Origin of the sequence: Methylomonas subterranea, from assembly GCF_024505185.1 — a bacterium.
Classification (GTDB): domain Bacteria; phylum Pseudomonadota; class Gammaproteobacteria; order Methylococcales; family Methylomonadaceae; genus Methylomonas; species Methylomonas subterranea.
Window position 1 is genome coordinate 17,857 of record NZ_JANIBJ010000010.1, and the last position, 14,053, is coordinate 31,909.

Annotated in this window: 11 protein-coding genes and 3 tRNA genes; 3 read left to right on the top strand and 11 right to left on the bottom strand. The window is 55.6% G+C overall.

The features are described from left to right. Positions 1-158: 158 nt before the first annotated feature. Positions 159-1,349 carry an enoyl-ACP reductase FabV gene (gene fabV / locus NP590_RS06760; RefSeq protein ID WP_256601544.1) on the bottom strand — a complete coding sequence of 397 codons (1,191 nt, stop codon included), beginning with the start codon at positions 1,347-1,349 and terminating at the stop codon, positions 159-161. Between the two features lie 222 nt (positions 1,350-1,571). Here fabV and trxC point away from each other — a divergent pair, with 222 nt between their 5' ends. Next, complete coding sequence (gene trxC, locus NP590_RS06765) at positions 1,572-2,006, top strand: thioredoxin TrxC (RefSeq protein WP_256601545.1); 435 nt, start codon at positions 1,572-1,574, stop codon at positions 2,004-2,006. A gap of 25 nt (positions 2,007-2,031) precedes the next feature. On the opposite strand, the gene NP590_RS06770 is transcribed toward trxC, so the two are convergent. From NP590_RS06770 to gltX, 7 genes are all read right to left on the bottom strand, one after another. Next, complete coding sequence (locus tag NP590_RS06770) at positions 2,032-3,546, bottom strand: phenylacetate--CoA ligase family protein (protein ID WP_256601546.1); 1,515 nt, start codon at positions 3,544-3,546, stop codon at positions 2,032-2,034. A gap of 38 nt (positions 3,547-3,584) precedes the next feature. Next, positions 3,585-4,112, bottom strand: a complete 528-nt coding sequence (locus NP590_RS06775) for a peroxiredoxin (RefSeq protein ID WP_256601547.1) — start codon at positions 4,110-4,112, stop codon at positions 3,585-3,587. Positions 4,113-4,222: 110 nt separating this feature from the next. After that, positions 4,223-5,893, bottom strand: a complete 1,671-nt coding sequence (locus tag NP590_RS06780; RefSeq protein ID WP_256601548.1) for an FHA domain-containing protein — start codon at positions 5,891-5,893, stop codon at positions 4,223-4,225. A gap of 242 nt (positions 5,894-6,135) precedes the next feature. Then, a tRNA-Glu gene (locus NP590_RS06785) sits at positions 6,136-6,211 on the bottom strand. A gap of 59 nt (positions 6,212-6,270) precedes the next feature. Then, positions 6,271-6,346: transfer RNA gene (locus NP590_RS06790), tRNA-Glu, on the bottom strand. 25 nt (positions 6,347-6,371) lie between these two features. Then, positions 6,372-6,447 (bottom strand) — tRNA-Ala (locus tag NP590_RS06795). Positions 6,448-6,488: 41 nt separating this feature from the next. Beyond that, positions 6,489-7,883, bottom strand: a complete 1,395-nt coding sequence (gene gltX, locus NP590_RS06800) for a glutamate--tRNA ligase (protein ID WP_256601549.1) — start codon at positions 7,881-7,883, stop codon at positions 6,489-6,491. 312 nt (positions 7,884-8,195) lie between these two features. On the opposite strand from gltX, the gene NP590_RS06805 reads away from it, so the two are divergent. Beyond that, entirely contained in the window at positions 8,196-9,374 is a 1,179-nt protein-coding gene (locus tag NP590_RS06805) for an OmpA family protein (RefSeq protein WP_256601550.1), read from the top strand. A gap of 55 nt (positions 9,375-9,429) precedes the next feature. On the opposite strand, the gene NP590_RS06810 is transcribed toward NP590_RS06805, so the two are convergent. Beyond that, positions 9,430-10,269: a thermonuclease family protein gene (locus NP590_RS06810; protein ID WP_256601551.1), complete on the bottom strand. Its 840-nt coding sequence runs from the start codon at positions 10,267-10,269 to the stop codon at positions 9,430-9,432. Between the two features lie 12 nt (positions 10,270-10,281). Here NP590_RS06810 and NP590_RS06815 point away from each other — a divergent pair, with 12 nt between their 5' ends. Continuing rightward, positions 10,282-10,839, top strand: a complete 558-nt coding sequence (locus tag NP590_RS06815; RefSeq protein WP_256601552.1) for a DUF1415 domain-containing protein — start codon at positions 10,282-10,284, stop codon at positions 10,837-10,839. A gap of 164 nt (positions 10,840-11,003) precedes the next feature. On the opposite strand, the gene NP590_RS06820 is transcribed toward NP590_RS06815, so the two are convergent. Next, the gene (locus NP590_RS06820; RefSeq protein ID WP_256601553.1) at positions 11,004-13,601 is read right to left on the bottom strand and encodes an EAL domain-containing protein; all 2,598 of its coding nucleotides are present in this window, start codon (positions 13,599-13,601) and stop codon (positions 11,004-11,006) included. Continuing rightward, on the bottom strand, positions 13,598-14,050 hold the full coding sequence (locus NP590_RS06825; RefSeq protein WP_256601554.1) for a hydrogenase maturation protease: 453 nt from the start codon (positions 14,048-14,050) through the stop codon (positions 13,598-13,600). The genes NP590_RS06820 and NP590_RS06825 overlap by 4 nt, the downstream gene beginning before the upstream one ends. Between the last annotated feature and the right edge of the window lie 3 nt (positions 14,051-14,053).

The window sequence follows — 14,053 nt, forward strand, 5'->3', positions numbered from 1 at the left end:
GCATTCTAACAACAAGCCATAAAAATAATAAGTGGGCAAGAAGGATGCTGAAACCAATGCCGCTCGGTTCAAGCACACTTGCGAGGCGGACCGCCGCGGCAAGCGCGCCATCCAGCTCGGTTCCCACGCAGGACCGCGGGAACCGGGCATGACGGAATTTAAGCCAGATTGCCTATCGGCGCCTCGGGGTTGACGTCGGCTTCGTAATCGACACCGTCTACCTCGAAACCGAACAGTTTCATGAACTCGTGTTTGTAACCGGCGAAATCGGTCAGCGTGTTGATATTGTCGTTATTGACCTGTTGCCACAGTTCGTTGACCTTATCCTGCACTTGCGGTTGCAGCTCTTTTAAATCGGCACGCAGGCGGCCTTCCTCGTCCAGTATCGGGCTGACGCCGTACAGACTGTCGCGGAACAAGTTGTTGACCTGCTCGATGCAGCCTTCGTGACTGCCCTGTTCCTTCATGACCTTGAACAGCAAGGCCAGATACAGCGGCATCACCGGAATCGCCGCGCTGGCTTGGGTGACCACGGCTTTCAACACGGAAACCCTTGCGTCGCCGCCCAATGCGGCGAGCTTGGCACGAATATCGATCACGCGCTTGTCCAGGTCTTTCTTGGCCGCGCCTATGGTGCCGTGCCAATAAATATCCCAGGTGACTTTTTCGCCCAGATAAGTAAAGGCGGTGGTTTTGGCCCTCTCCGCCAACACATCGGCTTCGGCCAGGGCATCTATCCACATTTGCCAGTCTTCGCCGCCCATTACCGCCACGGTGTTATCGATTTCTTCCTGGGTGGCCGCCGGCAGCGTGAAGGATTTAATCACTTCCTTATCGGTATCGATGCCGTTCTGCACCAGATCCTTGCCTATCGGTTTCAGAGTGGAGTTGTGGGTAACACCGGTTTTCGGGTGAGTGCGGCGCGGCGCAGCCAAGCTATAAATCACCAGATCGACCTTGCCCATATCCTGCTTGATGGCAGCTATGGTTTTTTGTTTGATGTCGTCGGAAAAAGCGTCGCCGTTGATGCTTTTGGCATACAGACCTTCGGCTTCGGCGAATTTATGAAACGCCGCCGAGTTGTACCAACCCGGCGTACCCGGTTTGTCGGCCGTGCCCTCGCGTTCGAAGAATACCCCCAGGGTTTTGGCGCCTGCTCCGAATGCCGAGACGATGCGCGAAGCCAATCCGTAACCGGTGGAAGCACCCAGAATCAACACGTTTTTCGGCCCGCCGGCGATACCGCCAAAGCCTTTGACATAGTCGATCTGCTGTTTGACGTTGGCTTCGCAGCCGACCGGATGGGTGGTAACGCACATAAAGCCGCGTACGCGAGGTTTGATAATCATGTTGCTCCTCAAATCAAGCCATGAAAGATTATGAACAGAGTTGCCTAGGCAAGACCCTTTCGCCGAAAGCCGCAAAGTTTATCCCATGCAATGACAGAACAGGGAAATTAATGTCGCTTTGACCCGGCCCGCGCAAGCAACCGGCATTGTTACGAAGCGGCCTTTTCTTGCTACAGTCAAATCAAAAGAGTTATCGTTTAACATTCATTGCATGAGTCCACCATGAACGAACAATTGCATTTAGTCTGCCCTTATTGCTCGGCGGTCAATCGCCTGCCGCCGCGGCGGCTGCGGCAAAACCCCAAATGCGGAAAATGTCACCAGCCACTTTTCGATGCGCGCCCCTTGCAGTTGCATAGCCGGAATTTCGATACCCACCTCAACCGCTGCGACATCCCGCTGCTGGTCGATTTCTGGGCCGACTGGTGCGGACCGTGCAAGATGATGGCGCCGGCGTTTGCGCAAGCCGCTCAACTGCTGGAACCGGATGTCCGGCTCGGCAAATTGAATACCGAAACCGAAGCCGCCATCGCCGCCCGTTACAACATCCGCGGCATCCCAACGCTGATTTTATTTCAAGGCGGGCGCGAACTCGCCAGACAAGCCGGTGCCATGAGTAGCGGGGATATCGTCCGCTGGACGAAAGCCCACCTTTGACCCGTTACGCGAGCCCATCAAGCGCTTACTCTTCCGCCTTGCGGGTGTAGCGGTGCTTGACGCCGACGGGAAAGTACTCCGGATCGGCAAAGGCATGCAGAGACACCCTGGGCAACTGCCGCTCTACCGGCGTGTAATGGGCAAACTCGCTGTTCAATCTTAATAACTGGGTTTTTACGGCCAGCGCGATGGTCTCCGGCAAACCCGGATCGGGCGTAACAGCGGGCAACAGTTCCACGGCAATATGCAACTCCTTGTCGCCCAAGGCCGTTTCCCGCGCCTGCAAAACAAATTTTCCCGTTACCCGGCGCGCAATATCGTCCCGCTCCAGACCCACGGCGACATTCTCCGGATAAATATTGGCGCCGTAGTACGACACCGTAAAATCCGCCCGGCCGAATACGAACACGAACGGCAATCGGCGCGGCGCGAAATCGGCCGGCAAACCCAGCTCGGCAAGCGAATCAACGCCTTGTTGTTGCAGAAAATCCCACATCTCGGCGTAATTCAACACGCCGCCCTTGTCGGCTATGTGATAGCGCACTAAGGGCACGCTGTTCTCGCCGGACACCACCAGGGTGTTGTCGCGCACTTCAAAAAAACGGCTACGGGGATCGTATTGCACCAAGGTTGGCAGACGAGATTCGCCGAACAACTCGCGGGCGGCCCGCGGATGTTTTGCCAACCAACGGCGGATGGCGATGCTTAACGGCGTTTCATTGCCCAACACGCCGCCGTCGGCGGTACCGTATAGGGAAGCCGAATCGAAACAAGGCTGAACCGAGCCGGTATGGCGGCCGAGCAGAGCCCGCCATTCTTCGCTGAAGACTTCGCCGGCGAACACCAGCTTTGTGCGGTATTCCGCCCAAGCCACGCCTTCGGCGGCGCCGGCGTCCAACACATCCTTGACGAAAGGCGGATAACCCAGCAGCACGGTCTGTTCGAAATGCGGCGCCAATTCGCGCACTACCCGGAAAATTTCGGCTTTGTTGTTGCCGGGCGTCGCCACCATCAAGGGATAGCCCTTGCGGGCCAGATGCCAGCAACATGAGGTGGTAAACAAACCGCCCACCCAGTTACCCAAGGCAAAACAGACCACCGCCAGGGTGCTGCGCCCGCCGGCAGCGAAGCTGTCCACAAACACCTGTTCGAAACGCACGGCCACGTCCAACTCGTAGGCCGCCGAACGCGGCCAGAAAGTGGCTTGACCGGTGGAACCGGACGACACCGCCACCCGATCCGCGCCGAGCAAACTACCGCCCAGGCAACGTTGCGGCAAGGGGTAACTTTGCATGTAATCGGCCTTGTTCATCATCGGCAAGGTTTGAAAGGCCGCGAAATCGGTAATTTGGGCCGGATCGATTTTCCTTGTCGCCAGAAAATCCCGATAAGCCGGCACCTGTTCAACGCAACGCTTAAACAGTGCCAACACCCGGGCTTGCGGATCGCCCGCATGCTGTTCGTCCAACAGTTGATCGAGCGAAGCATTGCCATATCGTGCAAACGCGGCGTCAAAGTTTGGGATAGTTTGCTTGGGCATGAAACCTGGTTCCATAAATGAGTTATGCAGCGCGGCGGCTACCGGTCGGCTTGCAGGCGTAGCAAACTTTCAGCCACCCTTTCGGCATCCAGCGCGGGATCGACGTCATCATCAATCCGCCGAATGACCAGCGCTGGATCAATAATAAACGTCCAACGCTTGGCCATGTTCAATACCGGAATCTTAACCCCATACAGTTCCGTGACCTTGGCATCGGGGTCGGACAATAAGCTGAATGTCAGCTTGTGCTTGTCATGGAAAGCCCGCAGGTCGGCGGGATCGTCGGTGCTGATACCGAACACCTCGGCATTTTGCCCGCGTATGACCTTAATGGCATCGCGAAAGGCACAGGCTTGGGCGGTACAGCCCGGCGTGCCTGCCTTGGGATAAAAATACAACACCGTCCAGCCTTGGTTTTGCCGATCCAGCAAGTTTATCCGCCGGCCATCATGAGCCGTCAATTCGAATGGCGGCGCATTCCGGCCTACCCGCAAAGCGTCCGCATGCGCCACGCAGCCCCACAGCAAGCCCATCGACAACACTATCCAGCGAAAAAGAACCGACATAAGCAACCTCTAAATAAGCGTTAAACATGCCGCGTAAAACCGGCTTTGCGAGCGCTTTGTAGTTTACCGGCCCGGCCCGAATGTCAATCAAGCCCGGCATCCCGGAACCGTCAGGATTTTAATTTATACAGCGGCGGGTTAAATTTAAAGCCGAAATGTTGCGGATCTTCGCCTATCACGGCGGCGGAAAAAATATAAAACACATAATCGCGGGTTTCCGCCGGCAGTTCGTAATTTTGCAGGAAAGTCCAAAAATTCCTGTCCCTTGGATTGTCCGGCATCTGCCTGATCATGCCTTTCACCCGGTTGTCGCCATAGTTGTAGCTGGCCATCACCAATAAGCCGGAAGCTTGCGCCTCGGTGCTGTATATCTTGCGCAGATATTTAATCCCCGCCTGGGTGGCCTGGGCAAAATCGAAGCGGCCGTCCTGCTCGTCGTATTCCCGTACTTCGGCCAGCGGCCCCGGCGTTATGCCGTATTCCCGGGCAGTGCTTGCCAGCAACTGCCAAGCTCCCTTGGCGATGCCGAAGCGGGTCTCGGGACCGATCGCGCGGGTGTCGTAATTGCTTTCTTGCAAGGGCAAATAAATGAAATACAAGGGCAGGCCGTAATTTTTCAGCCCGGCAATCACGGGTTCCAATAGATTTTCCTTTTCCAGCATGGCGATGGCGGTTTGCAGCCTTGCCGTGCCCTGCCAATACTGAATGTATTTGCGCACTTCGGAAACGAATTCCTCCGGCAGTTCCAGTTCGCTTTCGCCCAATTCGCGCGCCACCTTGGCAATGAGTTCGTTTTCATATTGCGCGGCGGTAGGAAATCTGAGTCTCAGGCTGTTGGCTTCGTCGACATATTGCCGGTACTTGGCTTTCATGTTCGCCAACCGCTCTCGCTCCTGCCGCATGCGTAATCTTTCGGCGGCGATTTGCTCCTGCTGTAATTTCAATTGCTCCTGGGATATTCTGAGCTTTTCGCTGGCAATCGCCGCCAGCGTTTCGTCAAGAACCGCCGCGCTTTCCTCCAGTTTGATATCGGCCCGCGCAATATTGACCTCCAGCGACTTGATGTCGTAGAACATATCGATGGCCAATTTGCGGGTGTTTTCCAAGGCAATCTGTTGATAGGTCACCAAGCCGACAGCCGCCACGAACAAACCCGCCAGAGCCCAGATGACTTTTTCATAGCTCTTGGAGCGCTTGACCCGGTCTTTATGAATCACCCGCCGCGCCATCAGGGTGTAATCGCCCATGTCTGGACTATCTTCCTCGGCCAGCAGGCGCGCTTCAATATCTGCTTGCGATACCGGCCGGTGCGGGGATGCGGTGTTGGTTTGCCTTTCCGGAACGGAAATAAGGGTGGCGTCCGGCGCCAAGTGCGCCCGGCTAGCGGCAGCTTGTTGATCATGCCGGATATGCAGATAAACGCCGGCCACGCCCAGGGCGATCATCACCGGAAACTGCAGGATTTCCTTGTCGGGAATCAACCGGCCGTCGATGAAAACGCCATTGGTGCTATTAAGGTTATACAACCACCAGACACCAGCCTCTTTCCTGATTGCCATGTGATAACGGCTGACCACATCGTGGGTAATGACAATGCCATTATCCGCCGCCCGCCCCGCGGTAAAACCGTCGGCAAATTTAAAATGCCCCAGCACGTTTCCCCGCGCATCCAATAGCTCGATCTCCAGCCCGTCTCTTTTCGGCGCCAATACCGTGCGGTCATCGTCCCGCTGGGTATCGACGGCAAGGTCCGGCTTGATTCTGGTTTTGTCATCGGTCATTGGAATCGGCTACCAATCAAGTTCGATCACGCTGAATCCGGCGTTTGCGGTTGCCGGATGTAAATGGCCGCGACAGCGCCATGGGCAAAACTCGCAAAGCGGCCGTTTTTGATTGTAATACAGTTCGAAGTTACCGGCAGATAATGCGGAGTTGATTTTTGCAGAGCCACCGGCCGCTGGACCTCCCCGAAACATTGCTGTCGGAGTCGCCAAGGCGCTTGGTCTGCTTGTGAAAATATGATTGGCGTCCCCACGGGGGTTCGAACCCCGGTTACCGCCGTGAAAGGGCGGTGTCCTAGGCCACTAGACGATGGGGACCAAGACTTTTGAAACTTAACTGACTGATGCGGATGTTTAACCCATGCCAAGCGGAATGTTGGCGTCCCCACGGGGGTTCGAACCCCGGTTACCGCCGTGAAAGGGCGGTGTCCTAGGCCACTAGACGATGGGGACCAAGACATTAAACAATCAACTACATTGGTGGAGCCAAGGAGGATCGAACTCCTGACCTCTTGCATGCCATGCAAGCGCTCTCCCAGCTGAGCTATGGCCCCGTAGTTGAGACCGCGCATTATACGGACTTTTAAATCGTTGTCTAGTTATTTTTTATAAAGTTAATCGCGCGGGCAATTCTATCCAGGGTTCTTTCCTTGCCCAATAATCGCAGGGTGACGTCGATGGCCGGCGAGACACCGCAACCGCATACCGCAACCCGCAGAGGCTGGGCCACCTTGCCCAGATTCAGTTGCAACTGTTCGGCACTGTCCAGCACCACCTGATGCAGGGTTTCGGCTTCCCATGTCTCCACGGCGTCGAAACGGCTCCACAAATGCTGCAAAATATCGTCGACGCCGGCCTTGAAATTTTTCTTCACCGCCTTTTCATCGTAAGCCTCGAAATCCCGGTAAAAATACAGACTTTCTTCCGCCATATCCACCAGGGTTTTGCAGCGCTCGCGTTGTGCCTTGACAACCTCAAGCAAGGCCGGCCCGCTGGTGGGATCGATACCGCGCTCGCCCAGATGCCAGCTTAAATGGTGGGCCACATGAGCAGGATCGCCGTTCATGATGTATTGGTGATTCAACCAGAGCAATTTTTCGGTATTGAAGGTCGATGCCGATACGTTGACTTTTTCCAGCTCGAACAACTGTATCATTTCGTCGAGACTGAACAACTCTCTATCACCGTGCGACCAACCCAACCGCACCAGATAATTCAATAACGCTTCGGGCAAAAAACCGTCGTTGCGATACTGCATCACGCTGACCGCGCCGTGGCGCTTGGACAGACGCGCGCCATCCGATCCCAAAATCATGGGTACGTGCGCATACACCGGCAATTGCGCGCCCAAGGCCTTTAAAATATTGATTTGCCGCGGGGTGTTATTGACATGGTCGTCTCCGCGAATCACGTGGCTCACGCCCATATCCATGTCGTCGACCACTACCGTCAGGTTATATGTCGGCGTGCCGTCGGAACGGGCGATAATCAAATCGTCCAACTCTTTGTTGGCGACTACGATACGGCCCTTGACCAGGTCATCGATAACCACCTCGCCGTGTTCCGGATTCTTGAATCGCACCACCCGCTCGCCATCGCCCGTTGCGCCATGCCGACATTTACCGTTATAACGCGGTTTTTCCTTGGCGGCCATTTGCTGCTCGCGCAAGGCATCCAACTCTTCGCGGCCGCAATAGCAATAATAGGCATCCCCCTGATCCAGCAGTTGCTGAATCACTTCCTTATAACGGTCGAAGCGATGAGTTTGGTAAAACGGACCTTCGTCATATTCCAGACCCAACCAAGTCATACCTTCCAGAATGGCGTTGACCGACTCCTGGCTGGAGCGCTCCAGATCGGTATCCTCGATGCGCAAAATGAATTTACCGCCATGTTTGCGGGCATATAACCAGGAAAACAAGGCCGTTCTGGCCCCGCCGACATGCAAATAACCGGTGGGACTGGGGGCAAAGCGGGTTCTTATACTCATTTCTTTTTCTTACCTGTTGAAAAATTGATACCGGGACCTCGCGGGCGGCATGCCATCGGACCGATTGCTCGCCCGCATTTGCCCGAAACATTCTCGCCATCCCAATACCATGGATATCGACGCGCAAAAACCGCCGAGGCAAGCTTATCAGGGCATAACCGGATAAAACACTGTTATTATTTCACGGCACGGGTTTAAGTTGAACGTAAGCGCTAAAAAATTAAGATAACGGCCTGGAATAGCACTCATATAATGCTAGACTCCTAACCAAGGCAAACAGCCGATAATTCAAAAACAAACGGGAGATTATTAATGCAAAAAATGCTCACTATCACCGCGGTCCTGACCGGGGCCATCCTGTCGGGTTGCGCCACGCAATCCAGCAACAATTTTCAGGCCTTTCAAGCCGACGACCTGAACGCCCAAATTCAGGCCGGCCTGCTGGTACAAAAAACCGACAGTTTTTTCGTCCTGAACGACTCATCGTCCTCGATGAGCAAAACCTATCTGAACTCACCGGATTACAGCGGCACCAAACTGGACGTCGAAAAAAACCTGTTGAACAAGTTCAACCAAACCATTCCCGACATCACTTTATCTTCCGGTTTGCGTAGTTTCGGTTTCGGCCCCTGTGTAAAGTGGGGCGCCACGCATCTGAATCAACCGTTGCAAAGCTATTCGACCAGCGGCTTCGAAAGCGCCATCACATCCCTGCAATGCTCTAGCGGCGGCACACCCTTGGCTACCGCGCTGAGCGAAAGCAGCAAGGATATCGCCTCCGCCCCCGGCAATATCGCCGTGATCGTCTTCAGCGACGGCATGGATGAAATTTCACCGGTACCGGCGGCGGAAGCCTTGAAAGCCCGATACGGCGACAGATTGTGCGTGTATACCGTGTGGGTGGGCAACGATAGCGATGCAGCCGGCCAGGCAAGCCTGCAACAAATCGTCAACACAGCCGGTTGCGGCATGTCCACCGATGCCAACGCCATTTCCAGCCCTGCCGGCATGAGCGATTTCGTCAAGCAGGTGTTCTTTAAACCCGGCTCGCCGCAAGATTGCTCCACCCGGGACGACGATAACGACGGCGTCAACAACTGCGCCGACAAATGCCCCGACACGCCGAAGGGCGCCATTGTCGACAAAGACGGTTGCTGGGCCTTCCACGGCGTGTTGTTCGATTTCGACAGCGACAAAGTCAAATCGAAATACCACCCCATGATCAAAAATGCGGTTGACGTGATGAAACTCAACCCAGGCTTGACCATTGAAATCCAAGGCCACACCGACAGCTACGGCAGCGATGCGTACAACCAAAACCTGTCCGAGCGCAGAGCGCGGTCGGTCAAGAACGAGCTGGTCAGCCAAGGCGTGAGCGCCAACCGCCTGACTACCGTGGGCTTTGGCGAATCGCAACCGGTTGAGACCAACGAAACCGACGAAGGCCGCGCTTACAACCGCCGGGTGAACTACAAACGCACCGACAAATAAGTCTGGCGGCAAACCCAAAAGGGAGGCTTGGCCTCCCTTTTTTTGCCCCGCCGCTTCAGTTTTTTAAAACTTTGATTTCTCCGGGATGGCGCACCTGCACGGCAAAACGATCCTTGTTTTTAGCCACCCAACCCCTGACCTCCAGCAAAGCGCCGACATAAGTCCGTGGCGCCGGAAACAAATTCAGGTTTTTGTTTTCTATCCGCACCGACACCTTGTCGGAAAACTGCAAATAACTGTATTTGGCCGTTTGTTTTAGCGCGCCGACGCGGCCGGAAATACGCTTCCAGCCCCGATAATTTTCCTCATTCAAGACCTGAAACGGTTGCGGCGCATAGGCCGGTAATGCCCAGATTCCCAGACCCGCCGTCTCGGCGGCCCGCTGGGCATCCAGCAAGGCCCGCGCGTATTTGAGATTCGGCGGATAGATATTCACCGCCGCCAAACCCAAGCTCACCAATTCCAAATTGATATGCCGCTTATCCTCGGTAAACACATACGCCAGACCGCGCTGGTATTTGTCCTGCTTTTCGACATCGCCTTCCAGCCTGACCCTCTTATGCTCGATGCGCTGCCGCAACCACGCCCTGGCTTGCTCGCCGCCGGGTTCGGCATTTTTGTTGCGTCCGGCCACTTCCGGCGTATTTACCCCCAACAGGCGTACTTTGCGTCCGTCGCTTAACAAGATTGTGTCGCCGTCGTAAACTTTTTCCACCCGGTAATAAACCGCTTGCGGCACTACTGTTAAAATCCTGCCATCCGCCTGCTTGCGATCCGAATAATGGCGCCGCCCCTGCCCATCGACCCATTCGTACACCCCCGCGCGGACCGCCAGCGGTATCAGTAGTATCAGCAGCAACAGGCAAACTCGTAACGCGGCTGTTTTATTCAACATATTTAATACCCTATGATCAGCGACCAACAAATTATCGACGCCACCCGCCAGTGGCTGAACACCTTCATCATTGCCTTAAACATTTGCCCGTTCGCTCGCCGCGAACAACAAAGAGACAGCATACGCTACCGGGTTGCCCGCGCGGAAGGAACGGAAACAACCCTGGAAACCTTGATAGAGGAATGCCGGTTTCTGGATGAGCACCCCGAAACCGAAACCACGCTGTTGATTTTGCCAAACGGTTTTGCCGATTTCGACGATTACCTGGACATGCTGGACATAGCCGAGCGTTTGTTACAAGCCCAACACTACGAAGGAACCTACCAGATAGCCAGTTTTCATCCCGCTTACTGCTTTGAAATGGCCAGCGAACTGGAGCAGGACGACCCCGCCAATTACACCAATCGCTCGCCCTACCCCATGCTGCATATTATCCGCGAATCGAGCATAGACCGCGCCGTGCGGAGCTATCCAGACCCGGAAAACATTCCGGCCCGCAATATCCAGCTGACCCGCGAATTGGGCCTGCAAAAGCTGCAAGCCCTGCTGGCGGCCTGTTATCCGGAATAACGCCGCCTCTCTTACAGGCAGTGGCATCAAGCCTAGTCGACCGCGCCGCAAGAACCGCGCTTAAAACATCCGCATTCCCTTCCCTCCGCAGTCTGTCGTAAAAGCACTCTCTCCTCGAGGGAGGGTTAGGGATATCAATAGGGAAACTATCAGGGATGGAAGCCTTAGCGGTCAATCCAGGCGCATTGAAATTCATCGGCGCTCAGCGGCGGCGCCAGATAATAGCCCTGGTAGACATGGCAGCCGCATGACTGCAACAAGGCCAGCTGGAACTGGTTCTCAACGCCTTCCGCCACCACCGTTATACCCAAAATTTGTCCCAGCGACACAATGGTTTTGATGAAGGCCGCCTCGTTCGAAGCCGGATCGCCGGCATAGGCCTTGATAAAGGAACGGTCGATTTTCAAGGTCTGAATCGGCAATAGCTTTAAATACGACAACGACGAATAGCCGGTTCCGAAATCGTCCATGGCCACATGAATGCCGCGCCGGCGAATTTGCCTCAGCAAGTCGGTGGCTTTGTCGACATCATGCATCACCAAACTTTCGGTAATCTCCAACTCTATCCAGCCTGGCTCGACACCGGTGCGGGACAGAATATCATCCAGCACCGCAATGAAATCCTCGGCCAACAACTGCCTGGGGGACAGATTTATCGCCACGCGAAAACCCGCTCGGCCGCCGGCCCAGACCTTGGCTTGCAGACAGGCCGTCTTCAAAATCCATTTGCCCAGCGGAACGATTAAGCCGGTTTCCTCGGCAATGCCGATAAAGGCGTCCGGCGGCATCATGCCGATACCGGGGCGCCGCCAGCGGATCAAGGCTTCCGCGCCGCATAACCCGCCATCGGCGCAAAAAGCCTTGGGTTGGTAATAAAGTTGAAATTCTTCCTGCTCAATCGCCATCCGCAGGGCATTTTCCAGCAACAGCCGCTGCTGCGCGGCCGCATTCATACTGGCTTCAAAATAATGAAAAGTGCCTCGGCCCTTGGATTTAGACACATACATGGCGGTATCGGCGTGCTTGGTCAGGGTGTAAAAATCCTCGCCATCGTCCGGAAACACCGCGATGCCGATGCTGACGCCGATATAAACCTCGTGCTCGTTCAGTTGCACCGGCCCCTCCATCACCTCGATCAGTTGCTGAGCCAGTTCGGTGGCAACGGAAATACCCGTTAGACCGGGCAAAATGATGGTGAACTCGTCGCCGCTCAGGCGGGATACCGTATCCGATTTACGCAGACAGCTCTGAATCCGGCTGGCCACGATTTGCAACAGACAGTCGCCGGCCCAATGCCCCAATGTGTCGTTGATGACCTTGAAATGGTCCAGATCCAGAAAAAACAAGGCTATGCGGGATTGATTGCGCTCCGCCAACAGCATCTCCTGCTCCAGCCTGTCCTTGAACAAGGCCCGATTGGGCAGCTTGGTCAGCATATCGTAATACGCCAACTGCTTGAGGTCCTGCTCGGTTTGTTTTTGGTAACTGATATCGGTGGCAATCGCCACATAATGCGTCAGCCTGCCCTGTTCGTCGGTCACCGCATTGATGCTGGTCAGCATGGGGCAAAATTCGCCGTTTTTGCGGCGATCCCAAACCTCGCCCTTCCAGTAACCCTGATTCAACAGAGATTGCCATAACTGGTCGTAAAAAGCCTGATCGTGAAGATGCGATTTCAACAGCCGGGTATTCTGACCCAACACTTCATGGCGTTGATAGCCGGTAATGGCGCAAAAGGCGGCGTTCACTTCCAGAATCGTCCCCCGCGGATCAGTGATAAAAATAGCTTCCCCGCTATTTTCGAAGACTTTGTCGCTCAAACGCAGTTGCGCTTTGCGATTTTTCAATTCGCTGATGTCCAGCGCGGTCAGCACCGCGCCTTCGAACTTGCCCTGCGCCGAGTGCAACAGGCTGCTGTTCAGCCAATACACGGGCTGTTGCGCCAACGGAACTTTACCGAGGAGATGATGTTCGCCGCTGTAGCGGCCATTCAGGCGGATGGTTTCCAGCAACACCGAATTTAACGGCCAGGGCAGACTGGGCAGTTGTTCGGCCAATTGCCGCAATTCCGCCGCCGGCAGCAAATCGTCGATCCGGACGCCCAACAACTCCGCCTCGCCGTACCCCAATTCGCGGGTCACGGCCGCGTTCAGCCGGCGGATCTGGCCGCTTTGGTCTATCACCAACAGCAGATCGTCCATGGTATCCATGACGCTCTCGACAAAACGGCTCAAGGCTTGCTGCTGTCCAACCCTCTTCTTCAGCGCGATTTTTTGCGCCTCGGTCTCGCTGAGCATGGCATCCATGGTTTGGGTAATCACCAGGATTTGCCGCTCCTGCTTTAGATTGGCCAAGCGTAATTGCTCGACTTCCTCGCGCAGTTGTTGCACGGTACGCGAGCTTTCGTCGCCGGTCGGTGCAACGGCTTGCAGCCGCTCGACGTCATCAAGGGAGACAAAAAATTGCCCGTCGAGAGCCGTCACCGGATAACCGTCGGTTTTTAGCGACACCCTATGGCCGTGCGCGGGACAGTTCAGAGTATCGCCGTTGCGCAGCGGACAGGCAGACAGATCGTAGCCTTGATGAGGGCAGCGAGCCGGCACGGCACGATATTCGCCGTCGAGGTTAAACAGCAAAATATCCAGCGGACGTTGCCGACCCGGCAATTGCAATCTTCCAGCCCAGCGCGGCGGCCCGGCGGAATCGAGTATTTTCAAAGCTTCGATTACTGCCAACGCTGTATTGGCGATAGGCTGACTCATACCGACAACAACTCGCGTATCACGCGGACCGCCTCCGGTACCGCCCCTTCCGCCGCGGCGGACAGACCGAGGCAAAAAGCTTGTACCCCCTCGACCTCGACACCTACGATCAGAATCTCCGGCGGAGGGGCGCGGAAGATTTTCAGCGCTTCCAGCAGATACGCCAAGCCCAGCCCGTGACCGGTGGGGCTTTGTTGCCGGACGCTCAAATCTTCCGGCTTCAATATGCAAATTTGGCCGATATTGCCGCGACCGGCCAAGGCATCGACCAGAATTGCCTGTCGGCAACCCCGCAGAAGCCCCAGCGCATCGAGCCCGGCGATGCCGGCGTTGCACAGCTCGACATCGGCCGGCCAGGTCTGTAGCCGCAAGCTTTGGAACACTCGAATCCCAAAGCCGTCGTCGCCATGCAACTCGTTACCGAAACAAAGCACCCGCCGCTTAGGCATCGC

Bases quoted from the DNA above. Each gene is read 5' to 3' on its own strand.
- trxC (WP_256601545.1), top strand. From the start codon at position 1,572: ATGAACGAACAATTGCATTTAGTCTGCCCTTATTGCTCGGCGGTCAAT.
- NP590_RS06820 (WP_256601553.1), bottom strand. From the start codon at position 13,601: ATGAGTCAGCCTATCGCCAATACAGCGTTGGCAGTAATCGAAGCTTTG.
- NP590_RS06815 (WP_256601552.1), top strand. From the start codon at position 10,282: ATGATCAGCGACCAACAAATTATCGACGCCACCCGCCAGTGGCTGAAC.
- fabV (WP_256601544.1), bottom strand. From the start codon at position 1,349: ATGATTATCAAACCTCGCGTACGCGGCTTTATGTGCGTTACCACCCAT.
- NP590_RS06775 (WP_256601547.1), bottom strand. From the start codon at position 4,112: ATGTCGGTTCTTTTTCGCTGGATAGTGTTGTCGATGGGCTTGCTGTGG.
- NP590_RS06780 (WP_256601548.1), bottom strand. From the start codon at position 5,893: ATGACCGATGACAAAACCAGAATCAAGCCGGACCTTGCCGTCGATACC.
- gltX (WP_256601549.1), bottom strand. From the start codon at position 7,883: ATGAGTATAAGAACCCGCTTTGCCCCCAGTCCCACCGGTTATTTGCAT.
- NP590_RS06825 (WP_256601554.1), bottom strand. From the start codon at position 14,050: ATGCCTAAGCGGCGGGTGCTTTGTTTCGGTAACGAGTTGCATGGCGAC.
- NP590_RS06805 (WP_256601550.1), top strand. From the start codon at position 8,196: ATGCAAAAAATGCTCACTATCACCGCGGTCCTGACCGGGGCCATCCTG.
- NP590_RS06810 (WP_256601551.1), bottom strand. From the start codon at position 10,269: ATGTTGAATAAAACAGCCGCGTTACGAGTTTGCCTGTTGCTGCTGATA.
- NP590_RS06770 (WP_256601546.1), bottom strand. From the start codon at position 3,546: ATGCCCAAGCAAACTATCCCAAACTTTGACGCCGCGTTTGCACGATAT.